The 21,109-nt window shown below is 69.5% G+C and carries 23 protein-coding genes and 1 pseudogene; 10 read left to right on the top strand and 14 right to left on the bottom strand.

Annotated features, from left to right (window positions below; genetic code table 11):
* Positions 1 to 32 precede the first annotated feature (32 nt).
* Complete coding sequence (locus ACIA6A_RS03850) at positions 33 to 446, bottom strand: hypothetical protein (RefSeq protein ID WP_396095862.1); 414 nt, start codon at positions 444 to 446, stop codon at positions 33 to 35.
* Between the two features lie 26 nt (positions 447 to 472).
* Positions 473 to 1,051 (bottom strand): hypothetical protein, encoded by a 579-nt coding sequence (locus ACIA6A_RS03845; protein WP_396095861.1) that lies wholly within the window; start codon positions 1,049 to 1,051, stop codon positions 473 to 475.
* Positions 1,052 to 1,235: 184 nt separating this feature from the next.
* Between ACIA6A_RS03845 and ACIA6A_RS03840 the strand changes: the two genes are divergently transcribed.
* Entirely contained in the window at positions 1,236 to 1,505 is a 270-nt protein-coding gene (locus ACIA6A_RS03840) for a hypothetical protein (protein WP_396095860.1), read from the top strand.
* A gap of 11 nt (positions 1,506 to 1,516) precedes the next feature.
* Here ACIA6A_RS03840 and ACIA6A_RS03835 read toward each other — a convergent pair whose 3' ends face one another.
* The 10 genes and pseudogenes from ACIA6A_RS03835 to ACIA6A_RS03790 form a co-directional block, all read right to left on the bottom strand.
* Positions 1,517 to 2,749: a tyrosine-type recombinase/integrase gene (locus tag ACIA6A_RS03835; RefSeq protein ID WP_396095859.1), complete on the bottom strand. Its 1,233-nt coding sequence runs from the start codon at positions 2,747 to 2,749 to the stop codon at positions 1,517 to 1,519.
* A 272-nt stretch (positions 2,750 to 3,021) separates the two neighbouring features.
* On the bottom strand, positions 3,022 to 5,052 hold the full coding sequence (locus ACIA6A_RS03830) for a cell division protein FtsK (RefSeq protein WP_396095858.1): 2,031 nt from the start codon (positions 5,050 to 5,052) through the stop codon (positions 3,022 to 3,024).
* Between the two features lie 71 nt (positions 5,053 to 5,123).
* Positions 5,124 to 5,339: a hypothetical protein gene (locus ACIA6A_RS03825; RefSeq protein ID WP_396095857.1), complete on the bottom strand. Its 216-nt coding sequence runs from the start codon at positions 5,337 to 5,339 to the stop codon at positions 5,124 to 5,126.
* Positions 5,336 to 5,785 carry a DUF3307 domain-containing protein gene (locus ACIA6A_RS03820; RefSeq protein ID WP_396095856.1) on the bottom strand — a complete coding sequence of 150 codons (450 nt, stop codon included), beginning with the start codon at positions 5,783 to 5,785 and terminating at the stop codon, positions 5,336 to 5,338. The genes ACIA6A_RS03825 and ACIA6A_RS03820 overlap by 4 nt, the downstream gene beginning before the upstream one ends.
* Positions 5,782 to 5,940, bottom strand: a complete 159-nt coding sequence (locus ACIA6A_RS03815) for a hypothetical protein (protein WP_396095855.1) — start codon at positions 5,938 to 5,940, stop codon at positions 5,782 to 5,784. The genes ACIA6A_RS03820 and ACIA6A_RS03815 overlap by 4 nt, the downstream gene beginning before the upstream one ends.
* Before the next feature lie 82 nt (positions 5,941 to 6,022).
* Positions 6,023 to 7,144 carry a hypothetical protein gene (locus tag ACIA6A_RS03810; protein ID WP_396095854.1) on the bottom strand — a complete coding sequence of 374 codons (1,122 nt, stop codon included), beginning with the start codon at positions 7,142 to 7,144 and terminating at the stop codon, positions 6,023 to 6,025.
* A complete protein-coding gene (locus tag ACIA6A_RS03805) occupies positions 7,144 to 7,593 on the bottom strand; it encodes a hypothetical protein (RefSeq protein WP_396095853.1) in 450 nt (149 codons plus the stop codon). Before ACIA6A_RS03805 ends, ACIA6A_RS03810 begins: the two co-directional genes overlap by 1 nt.
* Positions 7,590 to 8,114: a DUF6907 domain-containing protein gene (locus tag ACIA6A_RS03800; protein WP_396095852.1), complete on the bottom strand. Its 525-nt coding sequence runs from the start codon at positions 8,112 to 8,114 to the stop codon at positions 7,590 to 7,592. The genes ACIA6A_RS03805 and ACIA6A_RS03800 overlap by 4 nt, the downstream gene beginning before the upstream one ends.
* A gap of 86 nt (positions 8,115 to 8,200) precedes the next feature.
* A pseudogene (locus tag ACIA6A_RS03795) lies at positions 8,201 to 8,455 on the bottom strand (magnesium chelatase domain-containing protein); the annotation flags it as partial.
* A gap of 1 nt (position 8,456) precedes the next feature.
* Complete coding sequence (locus tag ACIA6A_RS03790) at positions 8,457 to 8,816, bottom strand: YraN family protein (protein WP_396095851.1); 360 nt, start codon at positions 8,814 to 8,816, stop codon at positions 8,457 to 8,459.
* Between the two features lie 145 nt (positions 8,817 to 8,961).
* Between ACIA6A_RS03790 and ACIA6A_RS03785 the strand changes: the two genes are divergently transcribed.
* The 8 genes from ACIA6A_RS03785 (at position 8,962) to ACIA6A_RS03750 (ending at position 16,877) form a co-directional block, all read left to right on the top strand.
* Positions 8,962 to 9,615, top strand: a complete 654-nt coding sequence (locus ACIA6A_RS03785; RefSeq protein ID WP_396095850.1) for a hypothetical protein — start codon at positions 8,962 to 8,964, stop codon at positions 9,613 to 9,615.
* Positions 9,616 to 9,879: 264 nt separating this feature from the next.
* Positions 9,880 to 10,815, top strand: a complete 936-nt coding sequence (gene rpsB / locus ACIA6A_RS03780) for a 30S ribosomal protein S2 (protein WP_396095849.1) — start codon at positions 9,880 to 9,882, stop codon at positions 10,813 to 10,815.
* Positions 10,816 to 10,905: 90 nt separating this feature from the next.
* Complete coding sequence (gene tsf, locus ACIA6A_RS03775; protein WP_396095848.1) at positions 10,906 to 11,736, top strand: translation elongation factor Ts; 831 nt, start codon at positions 10,906 to 10,908, stop codon at positions 11,734 to 11,736.
* A 101-nt stretch (positions 11,737 to 11,837) separates the two neighbouring features.
* Positions 11,838 to 12,602 (top strand): UMP kinase, encoded by a 765-nt coding sequence (gene pyrH / locus ACIA6A_RS03770; RefSeq protein ID WP_396095847.1) that lies wholly within the window; start codon positions 11,838 to 11,840, stop codon positions 12,600 to 12,602.
* Between the two features lie 56 nt (positions 12,603 to 12,658).
* Positions 12,659 to 13,216 (top strand): ribosome recycling factor, encoded by a 558-nt coding sequence (gene frr / locus ACIA6A_RS03765; protein WP_396095846.1) that lies wholly within the window; start codon positions 12,659 to 12,661, stop codon positions 13,214 to 13,216.
* Positions 13,216 to 14,373, top strand: coding sequence for a phosphatidate cytidylyltransferase (locus ACIA6A_RS03760; RefSeq protein ID WP_396095845.1), 1,158 nt, complete (start codon positions 13,216 to 13,218; stop codon positions 14,371 to 14,373). Before frr ends, ACIA6A_RS03760 begins: the two co-directional genes overlap by 1 nt.
* Before the next feature lie 34 nt (positions 14,374 to 14,407).
* Complete coding sequence (rlmN, locus tag ACIA6A_RS03755; protein WP_396095844.1) at positions 14,408 to 15,586, top strand: 23S rRNA (adenine(2503)-C(2))-methyltransferase RlmN; 1,179 nt, start codon at positions 14,408 to 14,410, stop codon at positions 15,584 to 15,586.
* Between the two features lie 40 nt (positions 15,587 to 15,626).
* The gene (locus tag ACIA6A_RS03750) at positions 15,627 to 16,877 is read left to right on the top strand and encodes a DivIVA domain-containing protein (RefSeq protein ID WP_396095843.1); all 1,251 of its coding nucleotides are present in this window, start codon (positions 15,627 to 15,629) and stop codon (positions 16,875 to 16,877) included.
* A gap of 71 nt (positions 16,878 to 16,948) precedes the next feature.
* Here the strand turns inward: ACIA6A_RS03750 and ACIA6A_RS03745 are convergent, their stop codons facing one another.
* Positions 16,949 to 17,176, bottom strand: coding sequence for a DUF2631 domain-containing protein (locus tag ACIA6A_RS03745; RefSeq protein ID WP_396095842.1), 228 nt, complete (start codon positions 17,174 to 17,176; stop codon positions 16,949 to 16,951).
* Positions 17,177 to 17,351: 175 nt separating this feature from the next.
* Here ACIA6A_RS03745 and ACIA6A_RS03740 point away from each other — a divergent pair, with 175 nt between their 5' ends.
* Positions 17,352 to 18,899, top strand: a complete 1,548-nt coding sequence (locus ACIA6A_RS03740) for a Rieske 2Fe-2S domain-containing protein (protein WP_396095841.1) — start codon at positions 17,352 to 17,354, stop codon at positions 18,897 to 18,899.
* Between the two features lie 527 nt (positions 18,900 to 19,426).
* Here the strand turns inward: ACIA6A_RS03740 and ACIA6A_RS03735 are convergent.
* The gene (locus ACIA6A_RS03735; RefSeq protein ID WP_396095840.1) at positions 19,427 to 21,022 is read right to left on the bottom strand and encodes a phytoene desaturase family protein; all 1,596 of its coding nucleotides are present in this window, start codon (positions 21,020 to 21,022) and stop codon (positions 19,427 to 19,429) included.
* Positions 21,023 to 21,109: the final 87 nt, after the last annotated feature.

The following is a 21,109-nucleotide window of genomic DNA, read 5'->3' as shown; positions in this document are numbered from 1 at the left end:
ACGCCGACTCCCGGACGCGGGGCCCCTGAGCCTCAAGAGGACTTCGGCGGCCGTGGCGGGATCGGCACCAGCTGAGGAGTCTCTCGCCCGTCCCAGACCACAGGTAGCTCGTTGAGGTTCGGATCCATCCAGGCCTGGTACCAGCGGACGTCGACAGACTTGCCCGGGCTAATGGAGCCGTTCCCGAGGTCGGCGTGGACCTGGCCGGCGAAGGACTCCGGAAGGTCGATCCGGACTCCGGTGGCCGTCGACGTTCCGATGTTCCGGAGTCGGTAGGCCCCATCGTGTCCCGGCTCGATCTTCCAGTCGACGGCTGGCGGGCGGGGCGGGATGACCGCCTCCGCCGCTCGTGCCTGGCGCTCTGCGGCGATCGCGCTGCGCCTGGCGTACCCGGCCGCGACCAGGGAGACAAGAAGCGCGGCCATCGAGACGACGACAGCCAGCAAGGAGGAAGTCTCAGCCTTCAACGCGGCTAGTCCTGCCAGAGCGATTCGACGACGTCCCGGTCATCCTCAGCTTTCGCCGTGGATACGGTCTGCTGGGCCTCTCCGAGAGCGTTCAAGGCGGAAGCGAGCTCGGCGAACTCGTCCTCGTTATACAGGCTCTGTGGGGAGATCAGACCCTGGCCTCGCTGCGCATTGTCGTCGTGGACGTCGTAGCCATGACGTTTGAAAGCAGCCGCGACGGCGTTGACCGGCGCCCCGTACATGAAATTAAAGAGCGCCGTATGGATACCGCGCGGCCCGACCTGCGAGTACTGCCCCTGCTTCTCAGGCCACTTGATCGCGTCCATGGCGGTCTCGACCTGCGTCGCCAACTTCGCCGCCGCATCCGCGAGTTCGCTGCGCAGGATCTTGATGCCGTCGGTGCCGAGCTTCTTGGTGACCTCGGGTTGGTGGTGCGCGGTGCGCTTGGCGATCTCCTGCACCCGGGCCGGGATCCCGGCCGCGACGTCGTTGAGGACCTGCTGCTTGAGCCGTTCGGCCTCGGCGCGCAGCCGGTCCTCCTTGGCATTGGCTTCCCGAAGCCGCTGGGCTGTCTCTTCACTCACTGGCCGCTCCTGCCTCGTTCACCTGTCTGATTCGGTGTCATATACCGACGTTGACCTCAATCCGCAAAGGTCAACGGACAATCTGTGCGACATATGGATCATGGTGATGCAGGTCGCTCACGCCGCCGGGTGATCAGGGCTCGAACGTCTGCGACCTGCTGGTAGTCAATGGTCGTCTCGGGTCATGGATGACACCTTGCCGCCGTTCTTCACGCTCACCCAGGTCGCCGAGAAGTACGACTTCGGCTACCGCTCTCTACGGGCCGGCTGCCGGAAACGCCAGATTGAGCACGTCCAGTTCGGCCGCACGATCGGCATGACCGGAGTCCAGGTGCAGAAGCTGCTCGCGGATCACACGGTCCGGACCGTCCGGGAGGACAGCCTGGCGGCCATGCGAGCCAACCGGGACCGCCGGCTGGAGCGGGAACAGCGCAAGGCCCTCCGCTCCAGCTGACGGCCCGCGCGCTACCCGAGGAGGCTCGCGCCCATGCCCTGCATCGCGGCGCGAGCCATGTCGGAGCTGACGTGCGCGTAGCCCTGGGTGACGCGCACGTCAGAATGCCCGAGGATCTCCTGCACCGTGCGGATGTCGACGCCCTGGGCGAGCAGTAGGGTCGCCGCGGTGTGCCGGGCGTCGTGGACGCGGGCGTCCCGTACACCCGCCGCGGCGAGCAGCGCCTTCCACATCCGGTAGTCGTCGCTCGGGTCGATCGGTGCACCCCGGTCGGTCGAGAAGACCAGATCGTGCTCGGTCCACAGCGAGTCGGCGAGGACCCGGTCGATCTGCTGGCCGGCCCTGTGGGCGCGCAGCTGCTCGACGAGCTCCGTTGGTAGCGGGATCATGCGCCGGCCCTTGCCCTTGGGCTCCTTCAGTAGGTAGCCGTCGACCAGGACGTGCTCACCGGATCTGAGCGGCAGGTGCCGTTGGGGACAGTTCCCGCCCCGCTGCCGCCCGCACGCGCCGCCGCAGCCGTGCACGAACGCCCGCCGGCGCAGCTGCCACCACACCTTCAGCTCTCCACGGTCGAAGTCGACGTACGACCAGCGCATGCCCAGCGCCTCACCCTGGCGTAGGCCCATCGCGAGCGCGACTGACCAGCGCGCGGCGCCGCGGCGACCGGCCGCCGCGTGCAGCACCGCGGTCGCCTCGGCCTGGGTGAGTGGGCTCTGCTCCACGGGCCGGGCGGTCGGGGAGTCGATCAGCTTCGCGACGTTGCGGGACACCAGGCTGCGCCGGTACGCGACCTCCAGGGCCCGCGACAGGATCCGGTGCGTCTTGAGGATCGAGCCGTCCGCCTTCCCCGCGCGCTGCATCTTCAGGTAGACGTCGTCGAGCTGCTCGGGCCGTAGCTGGTCGAGCCGGGTCCGGCCGATGACCGGGACGACCCAGTGCGTGCACTTCGACCGGTAGTCCGTGACGGTGCTCGGGTCGCAGCGCCGCGGCGCGACGGTGTCGAGGTACAGGTCGAGCCAGCTGGCCACGGTCATGGCACGGCCCGGGACCACCACCGCGTTGGACCTGGTCTGCTCGAGCAGCTCGTCGACGCGCTGCTCGGCCTCTGCCTCGGTGCGGCGGTTGACGTGGCGCTGGTCGGGCCGGCCGTTGGGTTTGGTGCCGACGGTGACCCAGGCGTGCCAGGTGCCGTCCTTGCCGAGGCTGATCTTCGGGTACCGGCGGCGGGTGCTGATGGCGGTCATGAACGATCTTTACCTTTGGCTTTCTGGCAGGGTTGGGGATTCTGATGGATCGGTACCGGATGAGGTAGCGCAGCTGGCTTGAGGTAGCGGCGCCGCTACCTCACCCGTAAGCGGCGGAGGTAGCGGGTAGCGGCCCGGGTAGCGCCAGCCGCTACCTGCCTGAGCTGCGGAAACATGGAAAGGTAGCGGGTGGCCCCCGAATACCCTCCGGGCAGCCCAGAAGCCGTCCAGGGACGTTCCGGAGACATCCGTGGGCCGCTACCGCTACCCGGTCAGGAGCCGAGCTCTCGCCGCGTCAACGCCTCGTCGAGGGCATCGCGGCGGCAGCCTTTCGCGACCTGCCCGCCGGCCTTCACGTCGACGGACGGCACGCCCTGGGCGCGGACCTCCGCGCTGACCGCCTCGGCGGTGATGCCCGCGTACAGGCCGGGCATTTGCTCCGCAAGGAGCTCGGCCAGCTGCTGCCACTGAAGACCCGGCCGGTTGAGGTGAGCGAAGACCCGGATGACGTCAGCCAGCACGTCCCGGTCGGATTCCTGCTCAAGGTCGACCGGGACCAGGTCGCCGCGCAGCGCCCGGGCCCGGGCCACGATCTGCTCCGCGGTCTCGTTGTCGATGTACGCGGCCCGGACCGGGCGCTGCAGCCCAGCGAGGTAACCCCACCCAGCCCAGGTGTTCACGCCGTGCGCCGGCGGGATGAACGTGGTCGGCCGGGAGCCGGCCTTGTAGGAACCGGTGCCGAGCACGAGCTCCACCTCCACGTGCGACGGGACCGCGAGGCACAGCCGGTTGGAGACGTTGGAGCTGACACCCTTGGGTACCGACTGGGTGTCGATGCGCTGGCTGGCGAAGATCAGGTGGATGCCCAGCGAGCGGCCTCGTTTGACCACGGAGATCCCGAGGGCCTTGGCGTCTTTCCCGAGGTCCGGGTCGGTGAACAGTTCCTGGATCTCGTCGAAGACCGCCAGGATCGGCCGTAGGGACGGGTCGGCCAGGGCGATGGCCCGGTTGAGCTTGTTGTCGCGGTTGAGGCCCTGGGCCGCCCATTTGCGGATCAGGGGGCCGCGGCGTTCGCACTCGCGGTCGAGCCAGCGCAGGATCGCCATGGTGCGCTGCTTGGTGGCGTCGTCGGCGCCGGAGGCGTACATGCCCTCTCCGCACAGCGGCTCGAAGGCGTCGAAGTCGCCGGAGCCCTTGAGCTCGGAGATCGCGAACTGGACCAGGGGGTCGAGGGCGGCGCCCAGGGCGACGTTGCGGGCGGCGAGGGTCTTGCCGGAGCCGGGCATGCCCCCGAACAGGCTGTTGCGTTCGTCGAGGCGCCAGAACAGGGGCCGCATCCGGTTGTCGGTGCCGTACGGCAGCGGACCCCAGAAGTCGAGCGACCCGGACTCGATCAGCGGGCTCACGGGCTGCTTCATCCGGTCCACGGGCCGGTCAGCGACCCAAATCCCGAGCACCCCAGGGTGGGCGCCCTCGACCGGTTCGGGCCACACCTGGGCGATCGGCAGCTGGAAGCCGGCGGCGAGGTAGTCGCGGCGTTCGATCACGTCGGAGGCGATGATCCCGACGGGCAGGGTGACCTGGGCGGTGTAGCCGGGGCCGTCGCGGTAGATCTCCTTGTCGAACCGCACACCGGCTGGGTCCTTGATCCCGGCGCCGGCGGCGACCAGGGCGGCGCGGGTGAGTTCCGCCGTGAGGCGCACGAAGCGGCTGGCGTTGAACACCCGGTCCAGGATGGGCCGGTCCGCCGGCCGGCCGACCCGGGCCATGACCATGACGCCCACGGTGATGGTCATGGCCTGGGCCCAGGTGGGTGCCAGGAAGCGGCCGGCCAGACAAGCGGCGCTCAGGAGCACCAGGACCACGCCCAGGATCTTGAAGCGGGTGGGTGCCTGCTGCATGCGCCGTGCGTCGAGTTGGAGCCAGGCGGCGATGTCACCGCGGTTCTCCGCTTCCTTGCGCAGGTGCCGGTTGCCGTCTTCGGCGGTGGCCCAGCGCAGCGGGCGCCAGATCGCGAGCCACAGCCCGACCGGCGCCCACAGGACGATCTTCCCGGCGTACTTCGGGGACCGGGTCAGGTGGAAGAGCAGGCCGTGGGTCGCGGCCGCGATCAGCCACACGACCAGGGCGTGACGGCCGGCCCTGCTGCGCAGGCTCGCGGGAACGATCGGCCGGCGCTCGTCGGCGCGAGTGACGACGTCCGCGAACGTCGGCGGCCGGGCCGGCGGGTCGACCGGGGCGCCGAGGGCGCCCGGGGTGGCATCGACGGTCTCCGCGTCGTACGCCTCAATCGGTTCTGCCATGCTGGTCTCTCCTCGCAGAGGGGCGCCGCCCGCCCGGGTTTCCAGGCCGTGAGGGCGGGCGGCGCGCAGGATCAGTAGCCGTGCCGCCGGAGCGCCTCGTGCGCGGCGGTCAGCTCAGCCTTGGTCGCGGTGCGGGTCCGCAGGTCGTAAGCGTTCTTCGCCGCGTCGAACTCCTTGCTGTGGATGTCGCGGTCAGCGGCGTCGGTCTCGCGCATGCCGAGCTTGATCAGGTCGCGGACGGCGTCCGCCCGGACCGACGCCGGCTGGTCCTTGTTCCACCAGCTCATCTGGTCCTACCTCCGCCGATGATCAGTGCCGCGGCGAAGAGGAATCCGACATGGGCGGACTGGTCGAGCGCGTAGGCGCCGGTGCCGAGCGACGGGTTGTCGTCGTGCTCCGGGCGCGGGGCGCCGAGCTGGTAGAAGCCGGCGTGGCCGGTGAGCTCCGCGAAGCGCCGCAGAGGCTTGCGGCGGTCGATGACATAGTGGGTGACCGCGGAGAGCGCCAGGCCGGCGGCGACGCGGCCGAGCTGCGGCCGAGCGCCGGTGACCGCGGCGGTGGCGGCCAAGGCGACAACGGCGGTGGCGGTGTAGCTGGCGACGTGGCGGAGACAGGCGAGCTGACCATCGCGACCGGGCTTGCCCTTGTCGCGGGCCTGGCAGTCGGTCTGGACGTGGTGGTCCGCGACCTGGTGCGCGGCGTACAGGGCCGCGAAAATCGTGCCGATGTTCATCGGGTTTCTCCTCGTTCTTGGGCTTCGCGCTGGTCGAGGGCTTCGCGGTTGACCGGGAGGTCGCGCCAGTTGGGGCCGTAGCGGTCGGTCATGCGCATGTCGCTCCGGGCTCGGAGCTCAGCCAGCTTCGCGACGTCGATCTGCGGGTCGGGCATCTTGTCTCCCTACTGGGCCGCCTGTGGTGACGGCTTCCGCGACCGCCCCCGGCTGGCGGAACGAGGGCAGCCACGGGAGCCGTCACACAGACGCGTCGACCAGCTCAGGTGTGCGAGCGCTACGGCGCGTTCTCGCAGGTGAAGATCCAGATGATGAACCGCTCGGCCGGTGCCGCTTCACGGTGGAGACGCTCACCCCGAGCTGCTCGGCAAGCTGCTCGTGCGTGGCCTTCGGCGTCGCCTTGTGCGCCGCGAGGACCCGCTCCTGAGCGGTCAGCGACCTCGGCTTGACCCGCTTGGCCTGAGCCCTCTTCGCGGGCATCGGGCCGATCGGCCGGGCGTAATCGAAGCTTGCGCGGACCGGTTCACGCACCGGTTCAGGACCTCGATCCGGGCCGATAGGCCGCTCATGGTCGAAGCGGATCACGAACGGTTCAGAGGCAATGCCTGGCTGACCCGGATCGGTCACCCACCGCGTGCGTGCTACTCGTGCCCGTACATCGGCCACCATCGCGTCATCGGCAGCCAGGGTGAGCCGGGCCAGCCGGCCACATCGCCGAGCATGCAGCACGGCCATTCCGTGCTCGGTCAGGTAGTGCAGGCGGGTCATCTGCTGCGTCAACCTTTCCCGGTGCACAGTGTTGACGTCCCGCTCGCCCGGCTCGATCACGCCGAGGGCGAGAAGGAACCGACGAGGGGTCCACCGCCAGGTCACCGACCCCGACATGGTGCGGACGCCAGGGGCGGGGCGGACCCCGTCTGCCCAGGTGTTCACCGCCAGCAGCGGCACGGCCAGCCGAAGCAACGCTTCGGTGAGGCTGCCGGAGATTCCCGCTCCGACAGCGCCCATCACCACGGCGACGATCCACGCGGTCCGGACGTAATGCCCGGGATGGCCGTGCTCGCGTAGGTGGAGCTCGGCGCGGACCATCGCGATCGCCAGGTTGACCTCGAGGACGAGGAGCAGGGGCAGGACGACCCACCACGGCAGATGCAGGACCTGGGTGCCCAGTTCCCAGGTGGCTTCACCGGACCACAGCAGGGTGATCATGGTCAACGCGCGGGACATCAGTTTGTCGGGCCGCGGTGAACGAACCACCTTTCGGATACCCCGTACGGCGGCGATTCCCAGCAGCAGGAGGAGGAAGCCGGCGGCCGCGGTCAGAGCACGTTCCTTCAGGATCCAGGACAGCGCGGTGGTCATCAGCCGGCCGCCCGTCGCTGCAGCATGCGCAGGGCAACGGCGAGCTCGTCGCCCTGGTCGAGGCTGATCAGGCGGGAGTGCCGGTCTCCCGGATCAGGGCCGGTGACGCCGAGCTCGAGCAGGGTGACGGTGGTGCCGGTGGGCAGGTCGAGCTGGACCAGGGCGACGTCGACACCGACGGGTTCGTCGACGTGGCCGGCATGGACCGGCTCCGACATGTGGCCGAGGGCGTCGCAGCCCTGGCGCCGGCACCACCCCGGATGATCGTTGAGCACGGTCGCCGGTGTCGTGTAGAGGAAGCCGAACAGGGCCTCCTGGAGGCGGACCAGGTCGGGGCCGCTGGTGATGGGCGGGTAGCCGGCCCCGGTGAGGACGGCGATGACGTTGAAGAGCAGGCCCATGGTGAAGCGCGGGTCGCCGCTGGGGCGGTCGAGCGGGTAGGCGCTCATCGGGCAGCCGCCGCGGTGACGACGCTGGCGCGGAGCTGGGCGGCGGTCGCGACAAGCTGGGCCGCAAGGGCCTCGGCCTGGTCCGCGTCCATCAGCAGCTCGGCGACGGTCTGGCCGGCCTCGGAGATGGTGGTGTAGACCAGCGCCGGCTCGGCGCCGCCCTGGATCCAGGTGGGCTGGATGTCGAGGCTGACGGGCTGCGTGGTCATGGAGCCGGGGACGGTGAGGCGGACCTCGTTGCCGGAGTGCTGCCGGGACCCGTCGTCAAGGTGGTCGGTGGGGTAGGCCTCGTGGGGGCCGGTGACGCACCAGGCGGGGCACGGGCCGGCGGCGATCGCCGCGGCGTCGGTGAACTGCTGTGCGGTGGCGAAGGCCTCGCCGGGGGTGTTCACGGTGCGGGTGAGCTCGGCGACCTGGTCGCCACCGCGGTAGGCGGTGAGGTTGAACGTGCTGGCGCCGGCGGGACGCTGGACGCGGAGGTCCAGGGCGCTGGGCGCGGTGATGGTTGCCGTGTTGATCACGGATAGACCCCTTCCTAGCAGGGAAGAAGCAGGCCGGAGCTGGTAACACCGGCAAGCCCGATCGTTTATGCCTGGCAAGCATGCAACACAGACAGATCGAACCCGCTCCCGTGTTTGGGCAGCATGGCGGGCCGGAGGTTGACCGTGATGCGCCGGTTGGGCCAGACCTGACCGGAGTTGACCAGGGCGGCCCGGACCCGGTCCCGCGCTTCGTGCAGGGCGGTGTCGGGCAGCCCGGTCAGCGCGACGGCGGGCAGCCCGGCGGACAGGTCCGCCTCGACCTCGACCAGATGCCCCGTCATGCCGACCAGGCCGACGCACAGCACTTTCGCGTAGCTCATCTCAGAACGCCGCGCGCAGATGGTCGACCTTCGCGGGCCCCTTGGGCTGGGGGAGGACTGACACGACGTCGAAACGCACCACGGCGGTGCGTACCGATGAATGCGTCAGCCAACGGGCCGCGAGGCGGCGCAGACGCTGGACCTTCACGATGTTGATCGCCTCGGCGGGACTTCCGTAGGCGTCCCCGCGCCGCGTCTTCACCTCGCAGAAGACGATGATGTCGCCGTCCCGCAGGATCAGGTCGATCTCGCCCCGGTCGCAGCGCCAGTTGCGGGCCAGCACGACCAGGCCCTGCTCTTGGAGGTGGCGCTCGGCGACCCGCTCCCCGAAGGCGCCGACCGCCTGTCTCTCGTTCGTCATGGCCGCGACCCTGACCTATTTCCAGGTCCGGCGTGAGACTGCCTGTGGACAGAGCGCAACTGTGGATAACCACAGGGTCAATGTCGGCACCTGATAAGGCCCCACCAGTGGCACGACGCGTCCGGGTCACCTACGGTGCACAATCGTGGACGGACATCGCCGGTACGCCGAAGACCCGGAGCCGAGCTGGTACGCAGGCCAGCGGGCATCCGAGACAGCCTCGAACCCGAGCGCCTACGACTCGGGGGTGAGCGAGCGTCCCAGCGGTGCCTTCCGCATCCCGGACCAGCGCCCCGCCGACCCTTACGTGACGCCGCCCGGTTATCCGGTGCCGGAGAGCCCGTCCGAGTCGGGGCAGATCCGCATCCCGGTCCGTGGCCCTGAGTACCCGCCCGTACGCCCCGCGGGCACTCCCGGCGCGCCGCCGGTCTCGGAGAGCTTCAACGAGCCGACCAGCATGGTGCCGCTGACCGCCGGCGTACGACCGCCGTCCGCGCCGGAGAGCGTGTACAACGCGAGCCGACCGGTTTCAGCGGTTGTGTTCGCTGTCGTCACGGTCATCCTTCTTGTTCCGGCTGTCCTTCTTCTGGTCCAAGCGACATTCGTGGACGACCCGTCCGCAGCCGGGGTCGTTCCCGCGGTGCTGCTGACCCTGGGGCTGCCGCTCACCGGCACCGGGCTCTACTCCCTTGCCGCGGGCGGTCGTGCCAATACGAGGGAAGCCTGGCTGCGCCCGCCGTTGGCGTACCTGCCGGTCGGCCTCCTCCTTCTGCTCGCCGCGGGCCTGGGTGTGGGCTGAGAGCAGCGGCACAGCCGCCCGGAAGCAGGCCCCCACGCCCACGGCGTATGCTTGTCACCGGCGACCGCCCCGCGCGGTCGACCTCGCGCGCCCTCTGCACGTGCCGTGACCGATAGCCGCAGTCTTCGCGGTGTTCGATCGGCCGGCAGCGACGGCCCTCCCTGGTCCCGATATTCATCGGGTCCGCCCTGGGTCGGCGACCGGGCGCCAGGATGCCTACCGCCGGTGGGCGTGACAACCAGGGAAAACAAGGAGCAATTCACCATGGCCGTCGTGACCATGCGTCAGCTGCTGGAAAGCGGTGTCCACTTCGGGCACCAGACCCGGCGCTGGAACCCGAAGATGAAGCGCTTCATCTTCACCGAGCGCAACGGTATCTACATCATCGACCTGCGCCAGACCCTCGAGTACATCGAGAAGGCCTACGCGTACGTGCGTGACACCGTCGCCGAGGGTGGCCACATCCTCTTCGTCGGCACCAAGAAGCAGGCGCAGGAGGCGATCGCCGAGCAGGCGACCCGCGTCGGCCAGCCGTACGTCAACCACCGCTGGCTCGGTGGCATGCTCACCAACTTCCAGACGGTGTACAAGCGTCTGCAGCGCATGAAGGAGCTTGAGGCTCTGGGTGACCTGACCGGCACGGCCGCCGGTTACACCAAGAAGGAGACCCTCCAGCTCAACCGCGAGAAGATCAAGCTGACGAAGACCCTGGGTGGCCTGCGGGACATGACCCGGATCCCGTCGGCGATCTGGGTCGTCGACACCAAGAAGGAGCACATCGCCGTCGATGAGGCCCGCAAGCTGGGCATCCCGGTCATCGCGGTGCTCGACACCAACTGTGACCCCGACGAGGTCGACTTCCCGATCCCGGGCAACGACGACGCGATCCGGTCGGCCGAGCTGCTGACCAAGGTCATCGCCGCCGCCGTCGCCGATGGCCTGATCTCGCGCTCCGGCCGCAACCGTGGCGACGCGGACGCGAAGCCCGAGGCGACTGTCGCCGCCGGCGAGCCGCTGCCCGAGTGGGAGCGCGACCTCTACGAGGGTGCCGAGAAGAAGGCCACGGACACCGAGCCCGTCGCCGCCGCTGCCGAGCCGGCTGCCGCTGAGCCCGCCGCCGCTGCCGAGCCGGCTGCTGCCGAGCCCGCCGCTGCCGAGCCCGCCAAGGCCGCCGAGCCCGTCGCCACCGCCGCGGAGTAAGACCCGCCGCGCAGTAGGTCCTGAAGGAAGCCGGCCGCCTCACGGCGGCCGGCCCCGCCAGATCGAGACTTCAGAGGATCAGAGAGAGTCATGGCCAACTACACCGCCGCGGACGTGAAGAAGATCCGCGACCTCACCGGCGCCGGCATGATGGACTGCAAGAAGGCGCTCGACGAGTCGGACGGTGACTTCGAGAAGGCTGTCGAGTTCCTGCGCATCAAGGGTGCGAAGGACGTCGGCAAGCGTGCCGGCCGGACGGCCGCCAACGGCATCGTCAGCCACTTCGGCAACGCGCTGCTCGAGCTCAACTGCGAGACCGACTTCGTCGCCAAGACCCCCGACTTCGTCGCGCTCGGCGCGCAGCTGGTCGAGCACGGCGTGCAGAACAAGCTCGCCGACGCCGCCGCGCTGCTCGCCTCGACGCTGGACGACGGCAAGTCCGTCGCCGACCTGATCCAGGACTTCTCCGCCAAGATCGGCGAGAAGATCGTGGTCAACCGCTTCGTCGAGCTCGACGGCACCGTCGCGGTGTACCTGCACCGCAAGGCGCAGGACCTGCCGCCGCAGGTCGGTGTCCTCGTGCAGTACACCGGCAAGACCGACGAGGCCGGCGACGACGACGCCCGCGCGGTCGGCATGCAGATCGCCGCGATGCGGCCGAAGTTCCTCACCCGCGAGGAGGTGCCCGCGGAGACCGTCGAGTCCGAGCGCAGCATCGCCGAGCAGACCGCTCGCGAAGAGGGCAAGCCCGAGCAGGCGCTGTCCAAGATCGTCGAGGGCCGGGTGAACTCCTTCTTCAAGGACTTCGTGCTGCTGGAGCAGCCGTCGGTCACCGACAACAAGAAGACGGTCAAGCAGGTCGCCACCGCAGCCGGCATCGAGGTCACGCGCTTCGTCCGGTTCGAGGTCGGCCAGGAGTAATCCAGCCACAGCGCACTGCGCGGGAGGTCGGGACGCGAGTCAAGCGCCCGGCCTCCCCGTCACATAAGGTCTCTTGTTAGCGAAGGAAGGGCGGGGTCGGCATGACTATGGTGACCGAACAGACTGCCACGGTGGGCGAGGTTCCCTCACCGCGGCCCGAACGGCCCAAGCGGGTCGTCCTCAAGCTCTCCGGCGAGGTCTTCGGCGGCGGAGCGGTAGGCGTCGACCCCGACGTCGTGCAAGGCATCGCCCGGCAGATCGCCACCGTCACCAGGCGCGGCGTGCAGGTCGCCGTGGTGGTCGGCGGGGGCAACTTCTTCCGTGGCGCGGAGCTGCAGAAGCGCGGCATGGACCGCAACCGTGCCGACTACATGGGCATGCTCGGCACCGTGATGAACTGTCTCGCCCTGCAGGATTTCCTCGAGAAGGAAGGCATCGAGACGCGGGTCCAGACCGCGATCACGATGGCCCAGGTCGCGGAGCCGTACATCCCGCTGCGCGCCATCCGTCACCTCGAGAAGGGCCGGGTCGTGATCTTCGGCGCCGGTGCCGGCATGCCGTATTTCTCGACCGACACGGTCACCGCTCAGCGGGCGCTGGAGATCCACGCGGATCTCGTGCTGATGAGCAAGAACGGTGTCGACGGTGTCTACACCGCGGACCCGCGGACCGACCCCGACGCCCGCAAGATCGAGCACATCACGTTCGCGGGTGTTCTCCAGAAGGGTCTGCGGGTCGCCGACCAGGCCGCTTTCAGTCTCTGCGAAGAGAACAACCTGCCGATGCTCGTCTTCGGGGCCCAGGGCGACGACACTATCGTTCGTGCCGTCAGCGGCGACAAGATCGGTACCTTGATCACCGCCTGATCCGCGCCACATCCACCACCGGTTGAGTTTTCTAGGAACAAGGAGGCGACGGAGCGGTGATCGACGAGATCCTCTTCGAGGCCGAAGAGAAGATGGAGAGCGCGGTCGAGCACGCCAAGGAGGAGTTCGCGGCGATTCGCACGGGCCGTGCCAACGCGGCGATGTTCGCCAAGATCGTCGTCGACTACTACGGTGCGCCGACCCCGGTGCCGCAGATGGCCTCCATCGGTGTGCCCGAGCCGCGCATGGTGATCGTCAAGCCTTACGACGCCTCCCAGATCGGCCCGATCGAGCGCGCTATCCGTGACTCCGACCTGGGTGTCAACCCCAACAACGAGGGCACGCAGCTGCGTATCCACCTCCCGCAGATGACGGAGGAGCGGCGCCGCGACATGATCAAGATCGCGCGCGGCAAGTCCGAGGAGGGCCGCGTCGCGATCCGCAACGTGCGGCGCAAGGCCAAGGAGCAGCTCGACCGCCTGGTCAAGGACGGCGAGACCGGCGAGGACGAGGGCCGCCGCGCCGAGAAGGAGCTGGACGACACCACGCAGCGGTACGTCGCCGTGGTCGATGAGCTGGTCAAGCACAAGGAAGCCGAGCTGCTCGAGGTCTGATGTCGTACCTCGAGCCCCGCGGTGGGCATCCCTCGACCGGTGGGAGTGCGTCCGGACCCTCCGACGCCCCGCACCCCTACGCCGGATACAACCCGCCCACCGAGCGGATCGTGGACCAGCCCGGTCGCGGCGCGCAAGCTCCGCGACCGGAAGATCTCTCCTGGGGTACGCCCGCAGCGGCACCGGGTCCCGCCGTGCCGGAGCCCGCTTGGGCGGCACCCGCGGCGGCCACCTCGACATCGCAGGCGGAGTGGGAGTTGACCACCGCGGAGGCCGCCGCCGAGGCCGTTCGTCGGGGGCCGGGCAAGCGCCGGGCGGGGCGCGACGGCAAACCGGCCAAGCCGAACGGTCGCGCGGGCCGCAACCTGCCCGCCGCGATCGCGGTCGGCACCGGCATGGTCCTGGTCGTGTTCGTGTCCCTGTTCGTCTGGCCGCCCGCGTTCCTCGGCGTGATCGGGGTCGCGGTCGGCGTCGGCATCTGGGAGATGGTCCGGGCGCTCAAGGCGGCCGGGGCGAACCCACCCCTGATCCCGTTGCTCGCCGGTGGCCTGCTGATGGCCGGACTGGCCTGGTTCGAGGGCCCTGATGCGCTTCAACTGGGACTGATCGCCACATTGCTGGCGACGCTCGTGTGGCGCTTCAGTGAGCACAAGGCCGGATTCCTGCGGGACATGGGCATCGCGGCGCTCATCACGGTGTACGTACCGCTGCTGCTCGGATTTGGTCTGTTGCTCGTCAAGCCGGACGACGGGGCTTCTCGCGTACTGTGCACGTTGCTCGCGGTTGTGCTTTCCGACACTGGTGGCTATGCCGCCGGGGTGTTCTTCGGCAAGCACCCGATGGCCCCGGCGATCAGCCCCAAGAAGTCGTGGGAAGGCTTCGGCGGGTCGGTCCTCGCCGCGTCGGCCGGCAGCTCACTGCTGCTCTATTTCCTGCTCGATGTCCCGTTCTACTGGGGTGCGCTGTTCGGTGCGGTGATCTCCGTCGCCGCTGTGATCGGCGATCTCGCCGAGTCGATGCTCAAGCGCGACATCAAGATCAAGGACATGAGCAACCTGCTTCCCGGGCACGGTGGCCTGATGGACCGGCTCGATTCGATCTTGTTCGCCGTCCCCGCGGCATACCTGCTGCTCTCGATCATCGCGCCGCCGGGGTAGGCATGTGTACCGGACGTGGGAGACTTGACAGGCCATGACGATTCTTCCGGTCATCCCGACCAGCCCCGACACCCCTGACGCGGTCAAGACGCGCCGCCGTCCCACCATGCCTCCGCGCCACTTCGCCGACCTGGACCTGGCCGGGCGCAAGGCCGCTGTGACCGAGCTCGGGCTGCCCGCGTTCCGTGCCAAGCAGCTCTCCACGCAGTATTACGGCCGCCTCGTGCGCGATCCCGAGGCGATGACCGACCTTCCGGCCGCCGCTCGTGAGCGGCTCGCCGGTGACCTCTTCCCCCCGCTGCTGACCCCTCAGCGCGAGATGGCCTGTGACGACGGCGCGACCCGCAAGACACTGTGGCGGCTGCACGACAACGCCATGGTCGAGAGCGTGCTGATGGGCTACCCCGACCGGATCACCGCCTGTGTCTCCAGCCAGGCGGGCTGCGGGATGGCGTGCCCCTTCTGCGCCACCGGCCAGGCCGGCCTCACCCGCAACCTCTCGGTCGCCGAGATCGTCGACCAGGTCGTGTATCTCGCCGGGGTGGCCGCCTCCGGCGCGGTCACCGGTTCCCCGCCGCGGTTGTCGCGGGTCGTGTTCATGGGCATGGGCGAGCCGCTGGCCAACTACCCCCGGGTGATCGAGGCGGTCCGCCGCCTCACCACACCCGCTCCGGAGGGGCTGGGGCTCTCACAACGGCACATCACCGTCTCCACCGTGGGGCTCGTGCCCGCTATGCGCCGGTTGATCGCCGAAGAGCTTCAGGTGACCCTTGCGCTGTCCCTGCATGCCCCCGATGATGATCTGCGCGACGAGCTGGTGCCCGTCAACCAGCGTTGGAAGGTGGCCGAGGTGCTCGATGCCGCGTTCGAGTACGCGGCGCGGACCGGGCGTCGGATCTCCATCGAATACGCCATGATCAGGGACGTGAACGATCAACCCTGGCGTGCCGACCTGCTTGGCAAGCTGCTTCGGGGCAAGCTGGCGCATGTGAACCTGATCCCGCTGAACCCGACGCCGGGCAGCAAGTGGGACGCCAGCCCGAAGCCGGTCGAGCGGGAGTTCGTCCGCCGGCTGCGCGAGGCCGGCGTGTCGACCACGGTCCGCGACACCCGGGGCCAGGAGATCGACGGTGCGTGCGGCCAGCTGGCCGCGAGTGAGCTCACGGCGGTGGACGCAGGCGGCTCCACCGCCGACGCGGAGGTGGCACGATGACTGGGCTCAGGACCCAGCGGACGCGAATTTGGGAGACGTTGTGACGAGTCAGGGGCAGCGTTTCCGCCGTCGCGCACTGCGCCGCGGCTACAAGGTGGACGAGGTCGACGCCTTCCTCGACCGGGTCGAAGCCACCCTCGCCGGTGAGCAGTCCGGCGCGCCCGTCGGTGCCCAGGAGGTGCACGACGTCGTCTTCCGCGTGCGCTTCGGCGGCTACGACGAGTGGCAGGTCGACCTGCACCTCGACCGCGTCGAGCGGCAGCTCGCCGAGTTCGAGGACCGCGGCGGCCGGCCCGCCGAGGCCCGCATGCAGCCCGACTCCCTGCGCGGTGGCCCCGACCCGATGCGCGGTGGACCCGAGCCGATGCGTGGCGGTCCTGACCCCATGCGTGGCGGTCCCGAGCCGATGCGTGGCGGCGTCGCCGAGCGGATGAACCCCGACCGCATGAGCCAGGCGATGGGCCGCAACGTCGCGCCGCCCACCGAGCGCCTGCAGGCGCCGGTGCGCGGGGACGACCGCCAGTTCGCGCAACAGGACCAGTACGCCCAGCACGATCAGTACGCGCCCCAGGACCAGTACGGCCGCGAGGACCAGTACGCGCCCCAGGACCAGTACGCACCGCAGGACCAGTACGCACCGCAGGATCAGTACGGGCGGGACCCGTACACGCAGGAAGAGCGCATGCAGCCGCAGCAGATGCAGCAGCGTCCGCCCATGCCCGCGCCCGACTCCTACGGTCGCTACGAGGAGCCCGGCTACGGCCAGCAGATGCCGCAGCGTCAGCAGCCGCAGGCCCCGCAGGCGTACGACACGGGCGGCTACGACCAGTTCGAGCCCGGCCGGCACGGCAAGTCCGAGATGACCAGCGAGATGCGCCTGCCCGAGCGCGGCGGTTTCGGTGGCCCGCCGATGAGTGGCCCGCCGATGAGTGGCGGCCCGGGCATGGGTGGCCAGCAGGTCAGCGGCCCGCCGATGGGTGGCGGTCCCGGCATGGGTGGTGGCCCCGGCATGGGTGGTGGCCCCGGCCCCGGCGGCAGCCCCGAACTCCAGCGGGTCGACCAGTTGCGCCGCACGTTCCAGCCGCGCCGGTTCGGCAGCGGCTACGACCCCGCACAGGTCGATGGGCTGTTCGCCGGCATCCTGCAGGCCATGACGGGACGCGGCCCGATGCCGGTTCCCGAGAACGAGCTCGACACGCTGCAGTTCGGGCTGGTTCCGGGTGGCTACTTCGAGGCCGAGGTCGACGCCGCGCTGCGCGAGGTCAAAGACATCCTGCTGCGCCGCCGCTGAGCGCGTACAGAAGCAGCAAGGCCCGCCCTCTCACGGAGAGGGCGGGCCTTTGTGCTGGGGTGACGCCGGTCTTAATGGTCTTCGGGCTTGAGGCCGTTGCGGCGCAGCACGACGTCGACGAGGACGACCAGGATCAGCGCCGCCGCGGAACCGATGAGGTACACGTTCTCCGTGTTGCCCTCGTGGTTACCCCACAGCATCAGGAGCAAGATGCCGGCGGTGACCAGGGCACCGGTCCGGGCCTGCCTGCGGTTGCCCGGCTTGAGCTGGTCAGGTGCGTACACCGGCTCTTCTGCCACGACTCGGTCCTCCTGAGGAAACGATCACTCTGAGCGCCTCCAGTCTCGCACGAGGCCCGCACGCCGGATCGGCAAGGCCCGGTTATCCACAGGGATGGGCCACCGCGCGCGCCGTCCTCAGCCGGACCCGGTACCTTCGAAGCCGTCGGATTTGGACAGCCGAGGGAGTAAAACGGTGCGGATCACGGGCACGGGCCACGCCAGCATGCGAATCGACACGGGCGCGGGCAGCATCCTGTGCGATCCGTGGGTCAACCCGGCGTTCTTCGCGTCGTGGTTCCCCTTCCCCGACAACTCCCTGCTCGACTGGGAGACGCTGGGTGACGTCGACTACCTCTACGTCTCCCACCTGCACCGGGACCACTTCGACGCGGCGCACCTCACGCAGTTCGTCAACAAGAAGGCGACGGTGCTCCTGCCGGAGTATCCGACCAGCCAGCTCGAGGACGAGCTGCGTGCCCTGGGCTTCACGAGCTTCCTGCGCACCAAGACCAACCAGGTGCACGAGCTCGACGGCGGCCTCAAGGTCATGATCCAGGCCCTGATCAGTCCGACCGACGGCCCGATCGGTGACTCCTCGCTCTGGGTCGAGCACGACGGCATCCGGGTGCTCAACCAGAACGACGCCCGCCCGTCCGACCTGTCCGTCTTCGCGGAGCTGGGCCACGTCCACGCCCACATGCTGCAGTTCTCCGGCGCCATCTGGTATCCGATGGTCTACGAGCTGCCCAACGCCGCCAAGACCGCGTTCGGCAAGCAGAAGCGGGACCGTCAGTTCGACCGCACCTGGCGCTACATCGACGACCTGAAGGCCGACCACGTCTTCCCGATCGCCGGCCCGCCGTGCTTCCTCGACGACGACCTGTGGCAGTTCAACGACATCCACGGCGACGAGGGCAACATCTTCCCCGACCAGTCGGTCTTCATGAGCGAGTACGCCAAGGTCGGCGGCACCAACGGCGTCGTCCTGCTGCCGGGCAGCGTGTCCGAGCTCACCACCGGGAGCATCGAGACCACGCACCCGACCGACGTCGACGAGTTCTTCGCCAACAAGACGGCCCACCTCGAGGAGATGCGCGAGCGCAAGGCCCCGATCATCGCAGCCGAGAAGGCCTCGTGGCGGCACCCCGAGATCGACGTCCTCGGCGCGCTCAAGAAGCGGATCGAGCCGCTGCTTGAGGAATCCATCTACATGGCCAAGGGCGTCGGCGGCCCGGTCCGCTTCGACCTGGTCAGCTACGACGGCGCCTCGGTCGAGTCGATCGTCGTCGACTTCCCCGGCAAGCAGGTCCGCCCCTACGCCGACGAGAAGGTCCGCTACCGCTTCCGCACCCAGCGCGAGCTGATCGAGCACCTCATCTTCATCGACGAGGGCGACTGGGTGAACTCTCTGTTCCTCTCCTGCCGTTTCTCCGCGGCCCGCATCGGTCAGTACAACGAGTTCGTCTACGCCTTCTTCAAGTGCCTCAGCGAGGAACGCCTCCAGTACGCCGAGGGCTGGTACGACGAGCACGAGAAGGAGGTCGAGGCCGAGGACACCCAGTTCGGCGACTGGACCGTCCAGCGCCGCTGCCCCCACCTCAAGGCCGACCTGAGCCGCTTCGGCATCGTGGACGGCAACGTCCTGACCTGCCAGCTCCACGGCTGGAAGTTCGACCTGCCCAGCGGCCGCTGCCTGACCAGCGTCGGCCACAAGATCCGAGCCGAGAAGACCGAATCCTGACGCGTACGGCGTAACGGGTTGAGCGTCGCACCCAGCGACAGACGACATCCGCCTCAGCCCGTTCGACGTCGCACAGCCTCATGCGAGCGCGAGGTGCGGCCTGAGCGCTTGCCCATGCCATGCCGGCCGAGCGGGAGGCCGGCGGTCTGGACGGCGCGCAGCCGGGCCGACGCCCGCGGTGGCCGCCCGCCCTCGCCCGCTCGCCCGCCCGCCCGCCCGCGCCCGCCCGCGCTTGCGTGGCGGCCCCGCGGTGGCGGTGGCAGCCCAGGCTTGCGCAGGCAGCCCACGCGGGGGCTGGAGGCTTTGCGGCCTGCGGTCGGGTTGGGCTTGGCGGCCCGCGCGTGCGTTGGGGCTCGGTGGCTGGCGGATCTGCTGGGAGCGCAGCAGTCCGCTGTTGGTCTGCCGGGTCCGGGCACTCGACGCTTGCTGCCTGGCCGCCGCGGGATTCCGGCCGCGGACCGGGCTGGTGGTCCGGCTGTTCGGGTGGGCGCTGCGGTCAGCTGGCTGGGCGGTTCTGAAGCTCGGTGTCAGCGGCCGAGGTCGGCCAGGATGCGCTGGGCCGCGTTGTGGCCGGCCGCTCCGATGACGCTGCCGGCGGGGTGGGCCCCGGCCGAGCCCGCGTAGAGGCCGTCGAGGCCGGTGGCGTACGGCATGCGGTCGTTGAAGGCCACCGTGTTGTCGACGTGGTGGATGTGGCCGCCGGTGATGCCGAAGTGTTTCTCGATCCCTGGCGGGGTCAGCGGCATGATGTCCGCCACCAGCGCGGATGTGCCGGGGGCGTAACGGTCGACGAGGTCCAGGAGCCGGGCGACGTAACCCGGCAACGCCTCGTCCCAGGTGGTGCCGTCGAGGGTGTACGGCACCGACTGGACGAACAACGCCGACGAGTGGTGGCCGTCGTCGTCCTGCAGGGACGGGTCGATGGTGGTGTGCAGATACCACTCGATGGTGGGCTCGTCGGGGAGGCGGCCCGCCTGGACGTCCGCCCACATGGCTCGCAGGGCCGCCATGGGGGAGTCGGTCTCGGCCAGGCCCGCGAGCCCCGCCGAGCCGGGCAGCAGGTGGATGGTCGATCCGAACGGGGACGGCGAGCCCGGCGGCAGGCAGGAGAAGGACGGCAGGCCGGACAGGGCCATGTTGAGCTTGAGCGTGGTGCCCGGGCGGCGGACGGACTCCATCCGATCGGTCAGCTGGGCGGGGAGAACTCCTGAGGGCACCAGCGACATCAGTTGGTACGGATCGCAGGCTCCCAGCACGACCCGCGCCGAGACCGAGCGGCCGTCGGCGAGCACCACACCGCTGGCGGCTCCCTGGTCCACGGTGACCGCGCTGACCGGCGTACCGGTGAAGATCTGGGCTCCGGCGGCCCGGGCGGCCGTGGCGAAGGTCTGAGAGACCGTGCCCATGCCGCCCTGGGCGATCATCCAGGTGCCGTCCGCGCCGGGCAGGCGGCACATGTTGTGGACGAGGAAGTTGTGACCGGTGCCCGGGTCGTCGGGGCCGGCGTTGAGGCCGGAGAGGCCGTCGGTCACGGCGTACATGCTCATCAGCAGTTCGCTCTTGAAGCCGAACCGGGCCAGGTAGTCGGCGACCGAACCGCGTACGAGATCGATGAAGGTGCTCTGGAGCTGCGGCCGGATGTAGCGGTCGGCGGTCTCCTCGACGGAGCCGGGCTCGCGCAGCCAGGCGGGCGCGAGGTCGGCGCGCAGTGCGGCGATCTCGACCTGGAGCGCTTCGTGGGCCGTGATGTCGCGGGGTGAGAAGAATTTCTTCATCTGGGCGCGGGTCGCGTCGCGGTCCGTCCCGAACAGCAGATAGGGCGAGCCGGGGCCGCCGGGTGTCGGCAGGAAGTAGTGCGGGTCGCGGCGCAGCACCGGGATGTCGACGTCGAGCGTTCGCAGCAGTTCGGGCGGCATGAGGCCGAGGAGGTAGGAACCGGTGGACTGGCCCAGCCCGGGGACTTTGGTGAACGGGTGTTCCGTGCGGGTGGCGCCGCCGAGCATGGCGGCGGCCTCGAGGACCACGACGGAGAGGCCGGCGCGGGCGAGCAGCACCGCGGAGACCAGGCCGTTGTGGCCCGAGCCGATGATCACAACGTCAGCACGCGACGGCAGAGCGTTCATGAGGGCCGACTTTAGCGCGCTCCTGGGCCACGCGTTCCCGGCTAAAAGGACTTATGAGACCGACTCGCGTGCCAGGCTTCCGACCGT

This window comes from Actinoplanes sp. NPDC051494 (genome assembly GCF_044454705.1).
GTDB lineage: Bacteria > Actinomycetota > Actinomycetes > Mycobacteriales > Micromonosporaceae > Actinoplanes.
The sequence above is the reverse complement of the archived record's forward strand: the minus strand, read 5'-3'. Positions and strand labels throughout refer to the sequence as shown.